The organism is Nocardioides oleivorans (assembly GCF_004137255.1).
Taxonomy (GTDB): Bacteria; Actinomycetota; Actinomycetes; order Propionibacteriales; family Nocardioidaceae; genus Nocardioides; species Nocardioides oleivorans.
Genome location: NZ_SDWT01000001.1, coordinates 219,823 through 233,820, shown reverse-complemented (window position 1 = coordinate 233,820; position 13,998 = coordinate 219,823). Strand labels below are relative to the sequence as shown.

The window sequence follows — 13,998 nt, the reverse complement described above, 5'->3', positions numbered from 1 at the left end:
GTGAGAGCACCCCTCGCCACGATCGTCGGCATCGGCGAGCTGACCCCCCGGCGGTCCACCGACGGTGAGAGCTCCCTCGGCCTGATGGCCGAGGCGGCCGCGCTGGCGGTGGCCGACGCAGGCCTCGGCCCCGGCGACGTCGACGGCCTCCTCGTCGGCCAGCAGTACGGCGAGATACCGATGCACGTGCCCGCCTCGGTCGCCGAGTACCTCGGGCTGCACCCGACGATGGCCAACGTCGTCGACCTCGGGGGCGCGAGCGCCGCCGGCATGGTGTGGCGGGCCGCGGCGGCCATCCGGGCCGGCATGTGCGAGGTGGTGCTCTGCGTCGGTGGTGCCGCGCGGCCGGCGACCGGCTTCCCGAGGTCGAGCTACCGCGCCCCGATCCGGGAGTACGACGTCCCGTTCGGTGCCAGCGGCGCCAACACGACGTACGCCATGATCGCGCAGGCGCACATCGACACCTACGGCACGACGCCCGAGGAGCTCGCGGAGATCGCCGTCCGGGCGCGCGCCAACGCCCAGCTCAACCCGGCGGCGATCTTCCACGGCACGCCGATCACCGTCGACGACGTGCTGGCCTCACCGATGATCAGCACGCCGATCCACCTGCTCGAGGCGGTCATGGAGGCTGCCGGAGCGAGCGCCCTCGTGGTGGTCTCGCCCGAGCGCGCGGCGTCGCTCGGGCGTGCCGGCGCGCACCTGCTCGGCGCGGGGGAGAAGGTCACCCACCGGGCGCTCTCGGGCGCCCCGGCGATCACCACCGGGCCGCTCAAGGACGCGATGGCCCAGGCACTGGTGCAGGCCGGGGTCGGCCTCGCCGACCTCGGCAACTACCAGCTCTACGACTGCTACACGATCGTCGTGGGGGTCACGATCGAGGACCTCGGCCTCGTCGCGCCCGGGAAGTTCGGCCCGTGGCTGGCCGACCACGACTTCTCGCCGTCGGGCGACTTCCCGATGAACACCCACGGCGGCCAGCTCGGCTTCAGCCAGTGCGGCCTCGCCGGCCCGATGTCGCACGTCGTCGAAGCCGTGCGCCAGCTCCGCGGCGAGGCGGGGGAACGGCAGGTCCCGGACCCGCGACTGAGCCTGGTCACCGGCAACGGGGCGACCCTCAGCGAGGCTGCTGCCCTCGTGCTGGGAGGCACCTCGTGACCGGTCTCGTGATCGACGAGTCGTACGCCGACCTCTCCGTCGCGCCGCCGACGCCCACCGCCGAGTCGCAGCCGTGGTGGGACGCGCTGCGCGAGGGCCGGTTCACGATCCAGTCGTGCGCGTCCTGCGGCGCGGCCCAGGGCTATCCCCGCACCCGCTGCGTCGCCTGCTGGTCGGGTGACCTGTCGTTCGTCACGGCCTCGGGCCGCGGCCGGGTCGTCACCCACTCCGAGGTGCACCGTCCGGGCCAGGCGTCGTGGGCTGCGATCGCGCCCTATCGCGTCGGGCTCGTGCGTCTCGAGGAGGGCGCCACCCTGCTGACCCACCTGCTCGCCGACCTGCTGCCCGACGGCCGTCCGCCCCGCGTCGGCGACCGCTGCGACGTCGTACCCACCCGGGTCGGCGAGTGGGTGCTCCCGTTCTTCCGCGTATCGCCCTAGTTTCGGACCCGACGACTGAAAGGCAGTGACGATGGCTGACTCCGTGAAGCTCTACACCCTCGGCGTGGGGGACGCGTTCACCACGCGCCACTTCAACACCCACGTGCTGATGGACGTCGACGGGCGTGAGGTCTTCCTCGACTGCCCGCCCTACCTGCCGAAGATGCTCGCGACCAACAACCGCGAGGGCGCCCGCCGGGTCGAGCACACGCAGTACAAGGAGATCTTCATCACCCACATGCACGCCGACCACGTGAACGGGCTCGAGGAGCTGGCCTACCTGCAGTACTACGTGACCGAGGACCCGATCAAGCTCTACGCCCCGCAGTGGCTGCTGAGCGACATCTGGTCGAGCCTGCGGCCCTCGCTGGAGGAGTCCGCACGCGGCGACGGCGGACTGGCGAACTTCGACTGGTTCTTCGACGCCCAGCCGATCGAGCCCGGGATGGACCTCGGCGGGTTCACCGTCGACTTCACCGAGACCCGGCACCACCCGCGCTGCCTTCAGTACAAGTTCGACTTCGGTGGCGTGAAGTTCGGCTACGCGCCCGACGCCGGCGTCGACCGCGAGAAGTGGGCCTGGTTCGACGACTGCGACCTGGTGATGCACGACGCCTGGTTCGGCCCCACCGACGCCCTCGGCGCCGACATCCGCAACCTGCACTCGCCCATCGAGGACCTGCTCTCGATGCCGCAGGACTTCCAGGAGAAGACCCTGATGGTCCACTACGCCGACGGTGCCTACGACGACGACCCGGACCGGCCGAGCGAGGACATCGGGCACTACCGGCTCGCGCGGCAGTTCCACACCTACGACCTGAAGTAGCCACGCCCCACCCGGGGACCAGCGCAGCGAGGCCGCCTCCCTGCGCCGGATCGCCGTACCCACGACAGACGACACTATGTCTCTTGACACGACACTATGTTGACTCATAACGTGACAGCCGTCACTCGTCGGTCGGTCCGACGGTGCTGAGAAGGAGAACAAGACGATGGCCAAGACGTCCGGCAAGGCTTCCCACGGGCTCACCTTCGACACCGTCGTCGAGCTGCTGACCATGCTCGACGGCTCCGACCTGCCGACCCGCGTGGTCTACAAGGACGGCCCGCTCCGCCTCGAGGTCGAGCGCGGCACCACCCGGTCCGCCGCGCCCGCAGCCGTCGCCGTCCCTGCGCCGGCACCTGCCGCGGCCGCACCTGCCCCGGTCGCCGTGGCCGCCGCTCCTGTCGCTCCCGCCGAGCCCGCCCCCGTGCCTGCCGCACCCACCTCCGAGGGGCGCGGCGACCCCGTCGCCGCGCCGATCGCCGGCGTCTTCTACCGGGCGCCCAGCCCCGACGCGCCGCCCTTCGTCGAGGTCGGCCAGCAGGTCGCGGCCGACGACGTCATCGGCATCGTCGAGGTGATGAAGCTGATGAACACCGTCCGCGCCGGCGTCGCCGGCACGGTCGTCGAGGTCTGCGTGGCCGACGCCGAGCTCGTCGAGTTCGAGCAGGTGCTCGTGCGGATCGAGGCATGATCGTGCCTGACCAGCCCACGGGGACGAGCGAGCAGCTCACCCTCCAGGTCGCGGACGAGACGTTCCGCGACGGTCCGCAGTCACTGTGGGCCAACCGGCTCCGCACCCGGGACATGCTCCCCGCGGCGTCGCACGCAGCCGGCGCCGGCTTCACCCGGAGCAACCTGCTCAGCGGCGTCGGCTTCGAGGTCGCGGTGTCGTTCCTCGAGGAGAACCCGCTGACGCGGTTCCGGCTGCTGCGCGAGCTGATGGGGGAGACCCCCAGCACGATCCTCGTCCGCAGCCGCAACCTCTTCGGCTGGACCCGCTACTCCGACGACGTCGTCACCTTCTTCCTCGAGCACCTCGCGGGCCTCGGCCTCGACGAGTTCGAGGTCTTCGACGCCCTCAACGACACCCGCAACGTCGAGCACCACATCCGCGAGGGACGCCGCCTCGGCATGCACACCTCGGCCTGCCTGACCTTCTCCGAGTCGCCGGTCCACACCGATGAGTACTTCGCGACCAAGGCCAAGGAGTACGCGTCGTACGGCGCCTCCGGGATCCTGCTCTACGACGCCTGCGGCGTGCTGCGTCCCGAGCGCGTCGCGCCGCTGGTGACCGCGATCCGCAACGCGGCGCCCGGCATTCCCGTCGAGATGAACGTGCACGACCAGACCGGGCTGGCGCTCGCGTGCTACCGCGAGGCACTGCGCAACGGCGTGACCGCGCTCTCCAGCGCCGCGCGCTCCGTCGCGGGCAGCAACTCGGTCCCGGCCACCGCCGACCTCATCGCCCTCGCCAGGGAGGAGGGCGTCCGCGTCGATCTCGACGAGGACGAGGTCGCCTGGATGGACTCCTACTTCCGCTACGTCGCCTACGACTACGGCAAGGACCTCGCGCCGCACGTCGACCACGACGAGGACACCTACCGGTCCTACGTCGGTCACCAGATCCCCGGCGGGATGATGTCGCACTACGTCGGCCAGCTCGAGGGCCTCGGCCTGATCGACCGGCTGCCCGAGGTGCTCGAGGAGGCCGCGCGCGTGCGCGTCGACCTCGGCTGCCCGGGCATGGTGACGCCGTTCAGCCAGCTCGTCGGTGTCCAGGCGATGCTCAACGTCCTCGACGGCAAGCGGTTCCACACCGTGCCCGCCGACCTCCGCACCTACGCCGCCGGCCACTACGGCGAGCCGCCCGGTCCGATCCACCCCGACGTCCTCGACAAGATCCTCGGCGACGAGCCGGTGGTCGACCCGATGGCGGCCTACGCCGATCCGATGCTGCCCGCGATCCGCGCCGGCCTGCCGGCCGACGCCAGCGACGACGACGTGTTCTTCGCCCTCTTCTGCCAGCCCGCGCAGGTCGAGGCCATGCAGCGGCGCCCGGCCGACGAGCTGCCCGTGCGCGAGCTCAGCCCGCTCGGCGCACTGGTCGGCCACCTCGCCGGCCGCGACGACATCTCGCGGCTCGACGTCCGCGTCGACGCCGGCCGCTGACCACCGTTCCCGTTCCACCCCCGAACCCGAGAAGGAGGACCACCGTGTCCCGACTGCCCCTCGAAGGCGTCCGCGTGGTCGCGCTCGAGCAGTACATCTCCGGCCCCTACTGCACGATGTGGCTGGCCGACGCCGGCGCCGAGGTGATCAAGGTCGAGCGCCCCGACGGCGGCGACCCGCGTCGCGAGTTCATGCCGCAGCTCACGGGCGAGGACGGCGCCGCGGTGTCCGGAGGCTTCTTCTCCTTCAACCGGAACAAGCGGAGCGTCACCCTCGACCTCGCGAGCGTGGAGGGCCGCGACGCCTACCGCGCGCTCGTCGCGACCGCCGACGTGGTGGTCGAGAACCTCCGTCCCGGCGCCACCGACAAGCTCGGCATCGGCTACGCCGACCTCAGCGCGATCAACCCCGGCCTCATCTACGCGGCGGTCTCCGGCTACGGCCGCAGCGAAGGGCCGTACGCCGGTCGTCCCGCGTTCGACGCCGCGATCCTCGGCATGGCCGGCATCACCCACATGACCGGCCGGAGCGGTGACCTGCCTCCCGAGCTGCCGATGTACGGCCTGGCCGACATGACCACCGCGATCCTCACCGGCTACCAGATCCTCATGTCGCTCTACGACCGCACCCGCACGGGCACGGGCCGCCTGATCGACGTGTCGATGTACGACACGATGGTCGCGCTCAACGAGCGCCCCCTCATGCAGCACGCCTTCACCGGCGACGTCATCACCCGCGGCCCCGACCGGTTCCAGGCGCCGATGGGTGCCTACGAGTGTGGGGACGGCTTCATCTCCCTCGTCGTCCCCAACGACCTGATGTGGCGCCGGGTGGCGGCGATCATCGGCCGCCCCGAGCTGGCGACCGACCCCGCCACGGCCACCGGTGCCGCGCGTGCCGCGAACCCCGACGCCTACCTCCCGGCGATGCTCGCCTGGATGAAGGCGCGCACCCGCGCCGACGTGGTGGCCGAGTTCGAGAAGGGCGGCGTGCCGGCGGGCATCGTGCAGGACTCCGCCGACATCTCCGACTGCCCCCACCTCGAGGCGCGGGGCATGTTCGTCCGCGTGCAGGACCCGGACGTCGGCGAGATCAAGATGCCCCACGCCCCGTTCAGCATGAGCGACATGGGCCCCGTGCCCGCCGGGACCGTGCCCCGCCTCGGCGCCGACAACGACGCCGTCCTCGGCGCCCTCGGCCTCGACACCGAGCAGCTCGCCCGCGCCACCGGCGCCGTCCCCGTCTGAGCCTGGAGAGAATGATGACCGACACCCTGGACCTCGCAGTGGCCCCGCTCACGGGCACCCACTGCGCCACCTGCGGGCGCACCTTCTACCCCGCTCGCGACCTGTGCCCCACCTGCTGGGCCACCGACCTCCCCGCCCACGACCTGACGCCGACCGGCACGGTCGCGACCTGGACCGTCGTCCGGATGGGCAAGCTCTTCGAGGTGCCCTACGCGCTGTGCTACGCCGACTTCGCGGGCGACGTGCGCGTCCTCGGAAGGGTCGTGAACTGGGTGGAGGACCAGCCCCTCGCCCCCGGCATGACCGTGACCACCCACGCCGACGCCGAGACCGGCGACCACGTCTTCACCGTGGACCACGCGTCCGCGCCGACCGAGCAGGAGGCCTGACCCATGGCTGGAGCCGCTGTCACCACCCCCCGCATCGTGGGCGCGGCCACGACGCCGTTCGGCAAGTTCCGCGAGCGCACCCTGGAGTCCCTCGCCGTCGAGGCGGGCATCGCCGCGGTGCGCGACGCCGGGCTCCAGCGCACCGACATCGAGGCCCTGTTCTCCGGCAACGCCTACGCCGGCTCGCTCGTCGGCCAGCGCATCGGCAAGGAGATGGGCCTGGACGGCCTGCCCTGCTACAACTTCGAGAACGCGTGCGCCAGCGGCGCCAGTGCCCTCGCCCAGGCCTACCGGGCGGTGCGCAACGGCGAGTTCACCACCGTCCTGGTGATCGGGGTCGAGCAGCTCAGCGCCCTCGGCGGCGGCCTGCTGCCGATCGGCCCGGGCGACCCCGAGATCAAGGCCGGCCTCACGATGCCGGCGGCCTACGCGATGCGCACCGAGTCGTGGCTCTCCCGCTTCGGCGGCAAGCCCGAGGACATCGCGCAGGTGTCGGTGAAGAGCCGTGACGCCGCCTCCCGCAACCCGAACGCGCAGTACCGGACTCCGGTCACCATCGACGAGGTGATGGAGTCGCGACTGGTGGCCGACCCCATCACGCTGCTCCAGATGTGCCCGAACGCCGATGGCGCCGCCGCCGTCGTCGTGACCCGCGACCCGGCCGCGACCGGGGACGCCCGGTCGGTCGAGGTGCTCTCCTCGGCCGTGCTGAGCGGGCAGTTCTTCCAGGGCTGGCGCGACATGGCCTGGCCCGACATCACCCTCCGCGCGGTGGAGCAGGCCTACGGCCAGGCCGGCATCACGGCCCGCGACGTCGACGTGGCCGAGGTGCACGACGCGGCCGCGATCGGCGAGGTCATGTACTACGAGGCCCTCGGCCTCTGCGAGCGCGGCGAGGGTGCGAGCTTCGTGCTCTCGGGCCGGTCGGCGCTCGCCGGGAGGACCGCGGTCAACACCGGCGGCGGGCTGCTCTCGCGAGGCCACCCGCTCGGCGCCACCGGCATCGTCCAGGTCGTCGAGATCGTCGCCCAGCTGCGCGGCGAGACCGGCGCTAACCAGGTCGAGGGTGCGCAGGTCGGTGTCGCCCACTGCACCGGCGGCGGCATCTGGGGCGTCGACAACGGCGCAGCCGCAGTTCACGTGCTGGCCCGCCGATGAGCACCACACCTGCTCCGGTCGGCCGCGCCGGCGGTCGCTACCGCGTCCTGGTCGCCAACCGCGGCGAGATCGCCGTCCGCATCGTCCGGGCCTGCCAGGAGCTGGGCTTCGAGACGGTCGTCGTGCACAGCACCGTCGACCGGGACGGCCTCGCCGTGCGGCTCGCCGACCGGGCCGTGTGCATCGGTCCGGCCGACGTCACGAAGAGCTACCGCTCGATCGAGACCATCGTGACGGTCGCCCAGGCGGCCGGCTGCGACGCGATCCACCCCGGCTACGGCTTCCTCGCCGAGAACGCCGCCTTCGCCCGCGCGATCGCCGAGGCCGGGCTCACCTTCGTCGGCCCCAGCGCCGAGGCGATCGACACGATGGGCGACAAGATCGCCGCCCGGGAGGCCGCCGAGAAGCTCCAGGTGCCGGTCGTGCCCGGCGCCACGCTGACCGACGCGACGCCGGAGCAGGCCCTCGCCGCCGCGTCCGCCGTCGGGTTCCCGGTGCTGCTCAAGGCGGCCGCCGGTGGCGGCGGCAAGGGCATCCGTCCGGTGCTGCGCAGCGAGGAGTTCGTCGACCAGTACGCCGAGGCGAGTGCCGAGGCGCTCGCCGTCTTCGGCTCCGGCGAGATGTACGTCGAGCGCTACGTGCAGGCTGCCCGCCACGTCGAGGTGCAGGTCTTCGGCGACGGCGCCGGGGGAGTGGTGGTGCTCGGCGAGCGCGACTGCTCGGTCCAGCGCCGCCACCAGAAGCTCGTCGAGGAGTCCCCCTCCCCGGTGCTGTCGCCCGAGACTCGCACGGCGCTCACCGAGGCTGCCCGCGCGCTGACCGCGGGCATCGACTACTCGGGCGCCGGCACCGTCGAGTTCCTCTACGACATGGACTCGCGCGAGTTCTTCTTCATCGAGATGAACACCCGCATCCAGGTCGAGCACCCGGTCACCGAGGTCGTCCACGGGGTCGACCTGGTCGCTGCCCAGCTGTGGTTCGCCGCGACCGGTGAGGTCCCGCTCGCCGAACCCGCCTCGCAGCTGCCGGCCGTGCACGCCGTCGAGTGCCGGATCAACGCCGAGGACCCGCGCACCTTCATGCCCCGACCCGGCACGATCACGGCGCTCGACCTCCCCGGCGGCATCGGCGTACGCATCGACACGCACTGCACCGCAGGCTGCACGATCTCGCCCTACTACGACTCGATGATCGCCAAGGTCATCGCCTGGGGACCGACCCGTGAGGTCGCGATCGCGCGGATGACCCGGGCGCTCGAGGAGCTGCGCATCGACGGCCCGACCACGACCGCGCCACTGCACCTCGGCGTGCTGGCCCACCCCGACTTCGCCGGCTCGCGGCACACCACGACCTGGCTCGAGACCACCGACCTCGTAGGAGAACCCCGATGACCGTCCCTGCCCCCACCGCCGCGCAGGTCGACCTGCAGGCCCGCGCACGCGAGCTCGCCGAGGTCTTCAAGGAGCGCGCCACCGAGGTGGACCGCACCGAGGACTACCCGGTGCAGAACGCCAAGGAGCTCGCAGCCGCGGGCTTCATGGGGATGACCATCCCGCAGGAGCACGGCGGCCCCGGCCTGTCGCTGTACGACGTGGTGCTGGTCGTCGAGGAGATCGCCAAGGGCTGCGGCGTCTCGGGCCGCATCGTGGTCGACGGCAACCTCGGCGCGCTCAGCATCATCATGAAGGCGGGCTCGGAGGAGCTGAAGAAGCACGTCGCCGAGCTCGTGCTGGGCGGCGACAAGCCGGTCATCCAGATCACCGAGCCGGCCGGCGGCACCGACGTCAACGCGATGACGACCACCGCCGAGGTCCGCGGCGACACCGTCGTGCTCAACGGCACCAAGACCTGGATCACCGGTGCCAAGGACTCCATCGTCAACGTCGTCGTCGCGAAGCTCGTCGAGGACGGCGAGGACAAGGGCCTCTGCGCGGTCTACTGCGAGCGCGACGACGAGGGCTTCGACCTCGGCAAGCGCAACTACATGATGGGCCTGCGCGGCATCCCCGAGATGGACGTGCACTTCAACGACCTGGTCGTCCCGCGCTCCCACGTCCTCATGTTCGGGCTCAAGGACATCATGGGTCGCTACAACAACCAGCGCGTGGGCGCAGCCACGGTCGCGCTCGGCCTGGCCCAGGCTGCCTACGAGGACGCGCTGCACTACACGACGCAGCGCCAGCAGTTCGGACGCCCGATCTCCGACTTCCAGGGCCTGCGCTGGAAGCTCGTCGACATGCGCCTCGCGCTCGACGCCTCGCGCCTGCTGATCCACCGCGCTGCCGCCTCGGCGTCGCTCTCGAAGTCGGGCCTGCCCGACCCCGAGCTCGCCGCGCTCGCCAAGCTGCACGCGGCGGAGAACGCGATCACCGTCAGCTCGACCGCGCTGCAGCTGCACGGCGCACTGGGCTACTCGCGCAACATCCGCGTGGAGCGGCTCTACCGCGACGCGCGCATGTTCACCCTGGGCGGAGGCACCACGGAGGCCCTGCGCAACCTGATCGGGTCGCAGATCCTGAAGGGCCTCGTGTGACGCCGGGCCGGGGGTCGTGGCCGGCCGACCTCCTCGCCGGCCAGGTCGCCGTGGTCACCGGAGGCGCCTCCGGGCTCGGCCGCGCCACCGCCCTGCGGCTGGCCTCGGCCGGCGTCTCCGCCGTGGTCGTCGCCGACCTGCGCGAGGAGCCCCGCGAGGGCGGCGACCCGACGACGCAGGCGCTCGCCGACCTGGGCGTCTCTTCGGTCTTCGTGCCGTGCGACGTCACCTCGCCGGCCTCGATCGAGGAGGCGGTGACCGCGGCCGACGCGTTCGGCGGCGTCACGATCATGGTCCCGGCCGCCGGCATCCTGCGGATGGAGGACGTGCTCGAGGTCAGCGAGGCCGACTACGACGCGATGATGGACGTCAACGTCAAGGGCACCTTCTTCTCCTGCCAGGCGGCCGCCCGGTCGATGGTCGCCGGCGACCGGGAGGGCGCGATCGTCACGATCTCGTCGGTCGGCGGCGTGCTCGGATCGGCGTCGATGCCGACCTACAACATTTCCAAGGGCGCCGTCCGGATGCTCACCTACTCGCTGGCCGCCTCGCTCGGCCCGCGCGGGATCCGGGTCAACGCGGTGCACCCCGGCGTGATCGAGACCGCGATGACCCGGCAGGACACCCGTCTCGCCGACGAGCCCGGTACGTCGGTGCCGCTCGGCCGGCTGGGTGTGCCGAACGACGTCGCGGACGCCATCGTCTACCTGGCCAGCCCGCTGGCGGCCTACACCACCGGCACGTCGCTGTTCGTCGACGGCGGCTCGCACTCCTCCAAGGCGGGCCGGGACTTCACGGCCGGGGGATGAATCGGTCCGCCTGTCCGAACGCTCCAGCCACTCCCTGTCGAAAGAGGCAACATCTTGTTGAGTGAACGGCGTACCGCCTACAGTGCGCGTGTGACGACTGGCACGGGGTCCCTCAGGGAGGCGCAGAAGGCGCTGACGCGTTCGCGCATCATCGACGCCGCGCGGGTGGTGTTCGAGCAGCAGGGCTACGCCGGTGCCTCGATCGGCCTCATCACGACCGAGGCCGCGATCAACCGCGCCACGTTCTACCTGCACTTCCCCGACAAGGCCGCGGTCTTCCGCGAGGTCGTCGCGCTCGACCGGATGCACACCGACGAGTACTGGCGCGAGCTCAACACCGCCCTGATGGCCGGCACTCGCGAGGCGATGTCGCGCTGGATCCTGCGCCTGACCCACTGGGCCCGCGACAACGCCAGCCTGATGCCGTCCAAGCACGAGGCGATGGCCAGTGACCCGGAGTTCGCCAAGGAGTTCCAGCCGCGCTACGACCGGCTCTCCGAGGAGATCGCCCAGTTCCTCCTGACGGTCCCGGCCGACGACCGCCCGGACATGAAGGTCCGTGTGCAGATGCTCGTGGTCATGCTCGACCAGATGTTCTTCCACGCCCTGGTCCAGGGCGTCTGGACCGGTGGTGAGGACCAGCTCCTCCGCGTGGCCACCGACGTGTGCTGCAAGGCTCTCGACATCGAGTGACGCGGCCGCTCAGCGTCCCTCGGCCCGGCTGGCGGACGCCTCGCTGGGGCGGTGGGGGAGGATCGTCGCCGTGAAGGTCGTCCTCCCGCTCGCGCTCGTCGCCCTGCTCGCCACGGGCTGCAGCTCCGGCTCGGACCAGGACGGCCGGGTCGAGGCCGGCCACACCCACGCGCCGGGGCAGGGCCACACCTCGCTGCCGGTCGGCGACGGCACCCGGGTGAGCGAGGTCGGCTACTCGCTCGACGGGCTCCAGGTCCGCGAGCGAGCCGACGGCATCGGTGAGCTCCGCTTCCGCATCGACGACTACGAGGGCGAGCCCGTCACCGACTACGTCGAGGAGCTCACCAAGGACCTCCACCTCTACGTCGTCAACGACGACCTCACCGTCTTCCGCCACCTGCACCCGACGCTCGACGACGAGGGCACCTGGTCCGCGCCCTTCGACGTGCCCGACGCCGGTGGCTACCGCGTCGTCACGGAGTTCACCGCGGTCGACGAGGGCGGCAACGGCGACCACGTCATCCTCGGTCGCCCGCTCGCGCTGCCGCCCGGCGACCCCGGCGACACCCTGGCCGACGACGCGATCGTCGGCGTGACGGTCTCGGAGTCGCCGACCACCGGGCCCGACGGCGAGCTCCGGCTCGTCGTCCGCGACGCCGACGGCCAGCCGGTCAACCTCGGCACCTACCTCGGTGCCTACAGCCACGTGACGGGCTTCAACACCGAGACCGGGGCGATGGTGCACCTCCACCCGCTCGACGCCCCCGAGATCACCGAGGCCGGCTCGGAGCTGACGTTCCACGCCGAGATCGAGCAGGCCGGCGACTACCGGCTCTTCGTGCAGGTGCGCGTCGACGGCTTCCTGCACACCGTGCCGGTCGAGCTCACGGTCGCACGCTCAGCCTGACCGTCGTCACCGGGTTGTCGAAGCGGCTGAGCGGGATGCTGACCTGCACCTCCCACTCGCCGGCGCGGGGGATCACGACCTTGCCGCGCCACGTGCCCGCGGCGACCGGCGTGACCGCGACCGCGCCGAGGTCCAGGCCGTCGGTGCGCAGCTCCACGACCGGGTTCGACGGCGGGTCGTAGGGCTCGCCGCTCGCGTCCTGCACCTGCACCAGCAGGGTGTTGGAGCCGGTACGCCGGGGGTCGAGGACCGCGAGCACGCGGAGGTCGCCGGCGGTGCTGGCGCCGACCCCGGTCGTGCCGGACGCCGCCGTGACCGGTGCCGGGCGCGGGGACTGGTTGACCAGGAATCCCGTCACGCCGAGCAGCACGACCAGCAGTGCGGCCTCGACGCGGACGGCCCGCGTCACCAGCCCGGCCGCGCGTCCCCGGTCCGCGAAGCCGGTCGCCGCCCGGACCGCCGGCAGGGTGCGCCACCGGTTCCACCCGCCGATCGCCGCCACCAGCACCGCGATGCCGATCTTGACCAGCAGCAGCCGTCCGTAGGTCGTCTCGACGAACCCCGCCCACGAGCCGAGGATCCGCCAGGTCAGGAACGCCCCAGCGCCCGCGACCACGAGCAGGGCGACGGCCGCGAAGGTCGAGAAGCGCGCGAGCACCTGGGCGGCGAGCAGCTCGCGCCCGGCGAGCGCGCGCAGCGTGAGCACGAGGCCGACCAGCCCGCCGAGCCAGACGGCACCGGCCGTGACGTGGAGGACGTCGTAGAAGACCAGGACCGGCGACGGCGCGAAGGCCCGCGTGTGTCCCACCATCGACGGCCCGGCGAGCGCCAGCAGCGAGCCGGCGCCGAGCACCCGGGCCGCGGTCGCTCCCGGGGCGGCGTCGGTCATCGTGCGCACCACGACGCCCAGTCCGACCACGACCAGTGCGGCACTGACCAGCTCGTTGGTGACCAGGCCGACGTCGAACGCGGTGACGACGTCGGTGAGCTCGAGGCCCTGGCCGTAGACCGCGGCGACCGGCACCTGCAGGACCGCGCCGGCAGCGCCCGCCCCGGCGGCGTACGACGTCAGGCGGCGCAGCCGCGACCGCACCTCGCCGCCTGCCCACGCGCGCGGGAGCACGAACGCCACGAAGAACGCGAGCCCGGCGGCGAGGAGCAGCCCGACGACCGTCACGACGGTCACCACGTCGCGCAGCACGGTCACCACGGCCGAGGAGGTCGCGGGCTCCGGTGGCGCCACGACCGAGGCGCTGGGGGAGCCGACGGAGAAGGTGAGGGCGCCCGCGATGGGGTGGCCGTCGTCGGAGAGCACGTTCCACGACACGACGTAGGTGCCGTCGGCGAGGTCGGCCGCTCCCGGGAGGGTGACCGTCACGACGGTGCCGTTGGCGCCGGCGGAGGCGTCGACCGGCTCGCCGTCGGCGTCGTAGACCGCCACCTCCTGCGAGGTCAGGCGGACCGGTTCGTTGAAGGTCAGGCTGACCGACGCGGGTGCCGCGTCGACGACCGCACCCTCCGCGGGATCGGTGCTGACCAGCTCGGCGTGGGCCGAGGCCGGCGCGCTGCCGAGCAGCACGCAGGCACACGCGACCAGCGCGGCGAGGACCGGACCCACCCCTGTGCGGAGGGCCCGGCGCCACCGCACCGGTCGCGCGTACGTCGTCAC

14 protein-coding genes are annotated in these 13,998 nt (G+C 72.1%); 13 read left to right on the top strand and 1 reads right to left on the bottom strand.

The features are described from left to right. From EUA93_RS01105 to EUA93_RS01045, 13 genes are all read left to right on the top strand, one after another. Complete coding sequence (locus tag EUA93_RS01105; protein ID WP_129397984.1) at positions 1-1,158, top strand: thiolase family protein; 1,158 nt, start codon at positions 1-3, stop codon at positions 1,156-1,158. Beyond that, entirely contained in the window at positions 1,155-1,598 is a 444-nt protein-coding gene (locus EUA93_RS01100) for a Zn-ribbon domain-containing OB-fold protein (protein ID WP_207208573.1), read from the top strand. The genes EUA93_RS01105 and EUA93_RS01100 overlap by 4 nt, the downstream gene beginning before the upstream one ends. A 31-nt stretch (positions 1,599-1,629) precedes the next feature. Beyond that, on the top strand, positions 1,630-2,424 hold the full coding sequence (locus EUA93_RS01095; RefSeq protein ID WP_129397983.1) for an MBL fold metallo-hydrolase: 795 nt from the start codon (positions 1,630-1,632) through the stop codon (positions 2,422-2,424). A 166-nt stretch (positions 2,425-2,590) separates the two neighbouring features. After that, complete coding sequence (accB, locus tag EUA93_RS01090; protein WP_129397981.1) at positions 2,591-3,115, top strand: acetyl-CoA carboxylase biotin carboxyl carrier protein; 525 nt, start codon at positions 2,591-2,593, stop codon at positions 3,113-3,115. Continuing rightward, positions 3,112-4,593, top strand: a complete 1,482-nt coding sequence (locus EUA93_RS01085; protein ID WP_129397980.1) for a hypothetical protein — start codon at positions 3,112-3,114, stop codon at positions 4,591-4,593. Before accB ends, EUA93_RS01085 begins: the two co-directional genes overlap by 4 nt. Positions 4,594-4,637: 44 nt before the next feature. Further along, positions 4,638-5,840 carry a CaiB/BaiF CoA transferase family protein gene (locus tag EUA93_RS01080; protein ID WP_165355015.1) on the top strand — a complete coding sequence of 401 codons (1,203 nt, stop codon included), beginning with the start codon at positions 4,638-4,640 and terminating at the stop codon, positions 5,838-5,840. Positions 5,841-5,854: 14 nt separating this feature from the next. Then, positions 5,855-6,229, top strand: a complete 375-nt coding sequence (locus EUA93_RS01075; protein WP_165355014.1) for a Zn-ribbon domain-containing OB-fold protein — start codon at positions 5,855-5,857, stop codon at positions 6,227-6,229. 3 nt (positions 6,230-6,232) lie between these two features. Then, complete coding sequence (locus EUA93_RS01070) at positions 6,233-7,387, top strand: thiolase family protein (protein WP_129397978.1); 1,155 nt, start codon at positions 6,233-6,235, stop codon at positions 7,385-7,387. Next, the gene (locus EUA93_RS01065) at positions 7,384-8,778 is read left to right on the top strand and encodes an acetyl-CoA carboxylase biotin carboxylase subunit (RefSeq protein WP_129397977.1); all 1,395 of its coding nucleotides are present in this window, start codon (positions 7,384-7,386) and stop codon (positions 8,776-8,778) included. The genes EUA93_RS01070 and EUA93_RS01065 overlap by 4 nt, the downstream gene beginning before the upstream one ends. Beyond that, complete coding sequence (locus EUA93_RS01060; protein ID WP_129397976.1) at positions 8,775-9,920, top strand: acyl-CoA dehydrogenase family protein; 1,146 nt, start codon at positions 8,775-8,777, stop codon at positions 9,918-9,920. Before EUA93_RS01065 ends, EUA93_RS01060 begins: the two co-directional genes overlap by 4 nt. Next, the gene (locus EUA93_RS01055; protein ID WP_129397975.1) at positions 9,917-10,729 is read left to right on the top strand and encodes an SDR family NAD(P)-dependent oxidoreductase; all 813 of its coding nucleotides are present in this window, start codon (positions 9,917-9,919) and stop codon (positions 10,727-10,729) included. The genes EUA93_RS01060 and EUA93_RS01055 overlap by 4 nt, the downstream gene beginning before the upstream one ends. Before the next feature lie 90 nt (positions 10,730-10,819). Beyond that, positions 10,820-11,422, top strand: coding sequence for a TetR/AcrR family transcriptional regulator (locus tag EUA93_RS01050; protein ID WP_165355013.1), 603 nt, complete (start codon positions 10,820-10,822; stop codon positions 11,420-11,422). A gap of 70 nt (positions 11,423-11,492) precedes the next feature. Further along, complete coding sequence (locus EUA93_RS01045; protein WP_129397973.1) at positions 11,493-12,329, top strand: hypothetical protein; 837 nt, start codon at positions 11,493-11,495, stop codon at positions 12,327-12,329. On the opposite strand, the gene EUA93_RS01040 is transcribed toward EUA93_RS01045, so the two are convergent. Beyond that, positions 12,307-13,998: a copper resistance CopC/CopD family protein gene (locus tag EUA93_RS01040; RefSeq protein ID WP_165355012.1), complete on the bottom strand. Its 1,692-nt coding sequence runs from the start codon at positions 13,996-13,998 to the stop codon at positions 12,307-12,309. The two genes, EUA93_RS01045 and EUA93_RS01040, sit on opposite strands and share 23 nt — an antisense overlap.

Bases quoted from the DNA above. Each gene is read 5' to 3' on its own strand.
- EUA93_RS01095 (WP_129397983.1), top strand. From the start codon at position 1,630: ATGGCTGACTCCGTGAAGCTCTACACCCTCGGCGTGGGGGACGCGTTC.
- accB (WP_129397981.1), top strand. From the start codon at position 2,591: ATGGCCAAGACGTCCGGCAAGGCTTCCCACGGGCTCACCTTCGACACC.
- EUA93_RS01085 (WP_129397980.1), top strand. From the start codon at position 3,112: ATGATCGTGCCTGACCAGCCCACGGGGACGAGCGAGCAGCTCACCCTC.
- EUA93_RS01075 (WP_165355014.1), top strand. From the start codon at position 5,855: ATGACCGACACCCTGGACCTCGCAGTGGCCCCGCTCACGGGCACCCAC.
- EUA93_RS01070 (WP_129397978.1), top strand. From the start codon at position 6,233: ATGGCTGGAGCCGCTGTCACCACCCCCCGCATCGTGGGCGCGGCCACG.
- EUA93_RS01065 (WP_129397977.1), top strand. From the start codon at position 7,384: ATGAGCACCACACCTGCTCCGGTCGGCCGCGCCGGCGGTCGCTACCGC.
- EUA93_RS01060 (WP_129397976.1), top strand. From the start codon at position 8,775: ATGACCGTCCCTGCCCCCACCGCCGCGCAGGTCGACCTGCAGGCCCGC.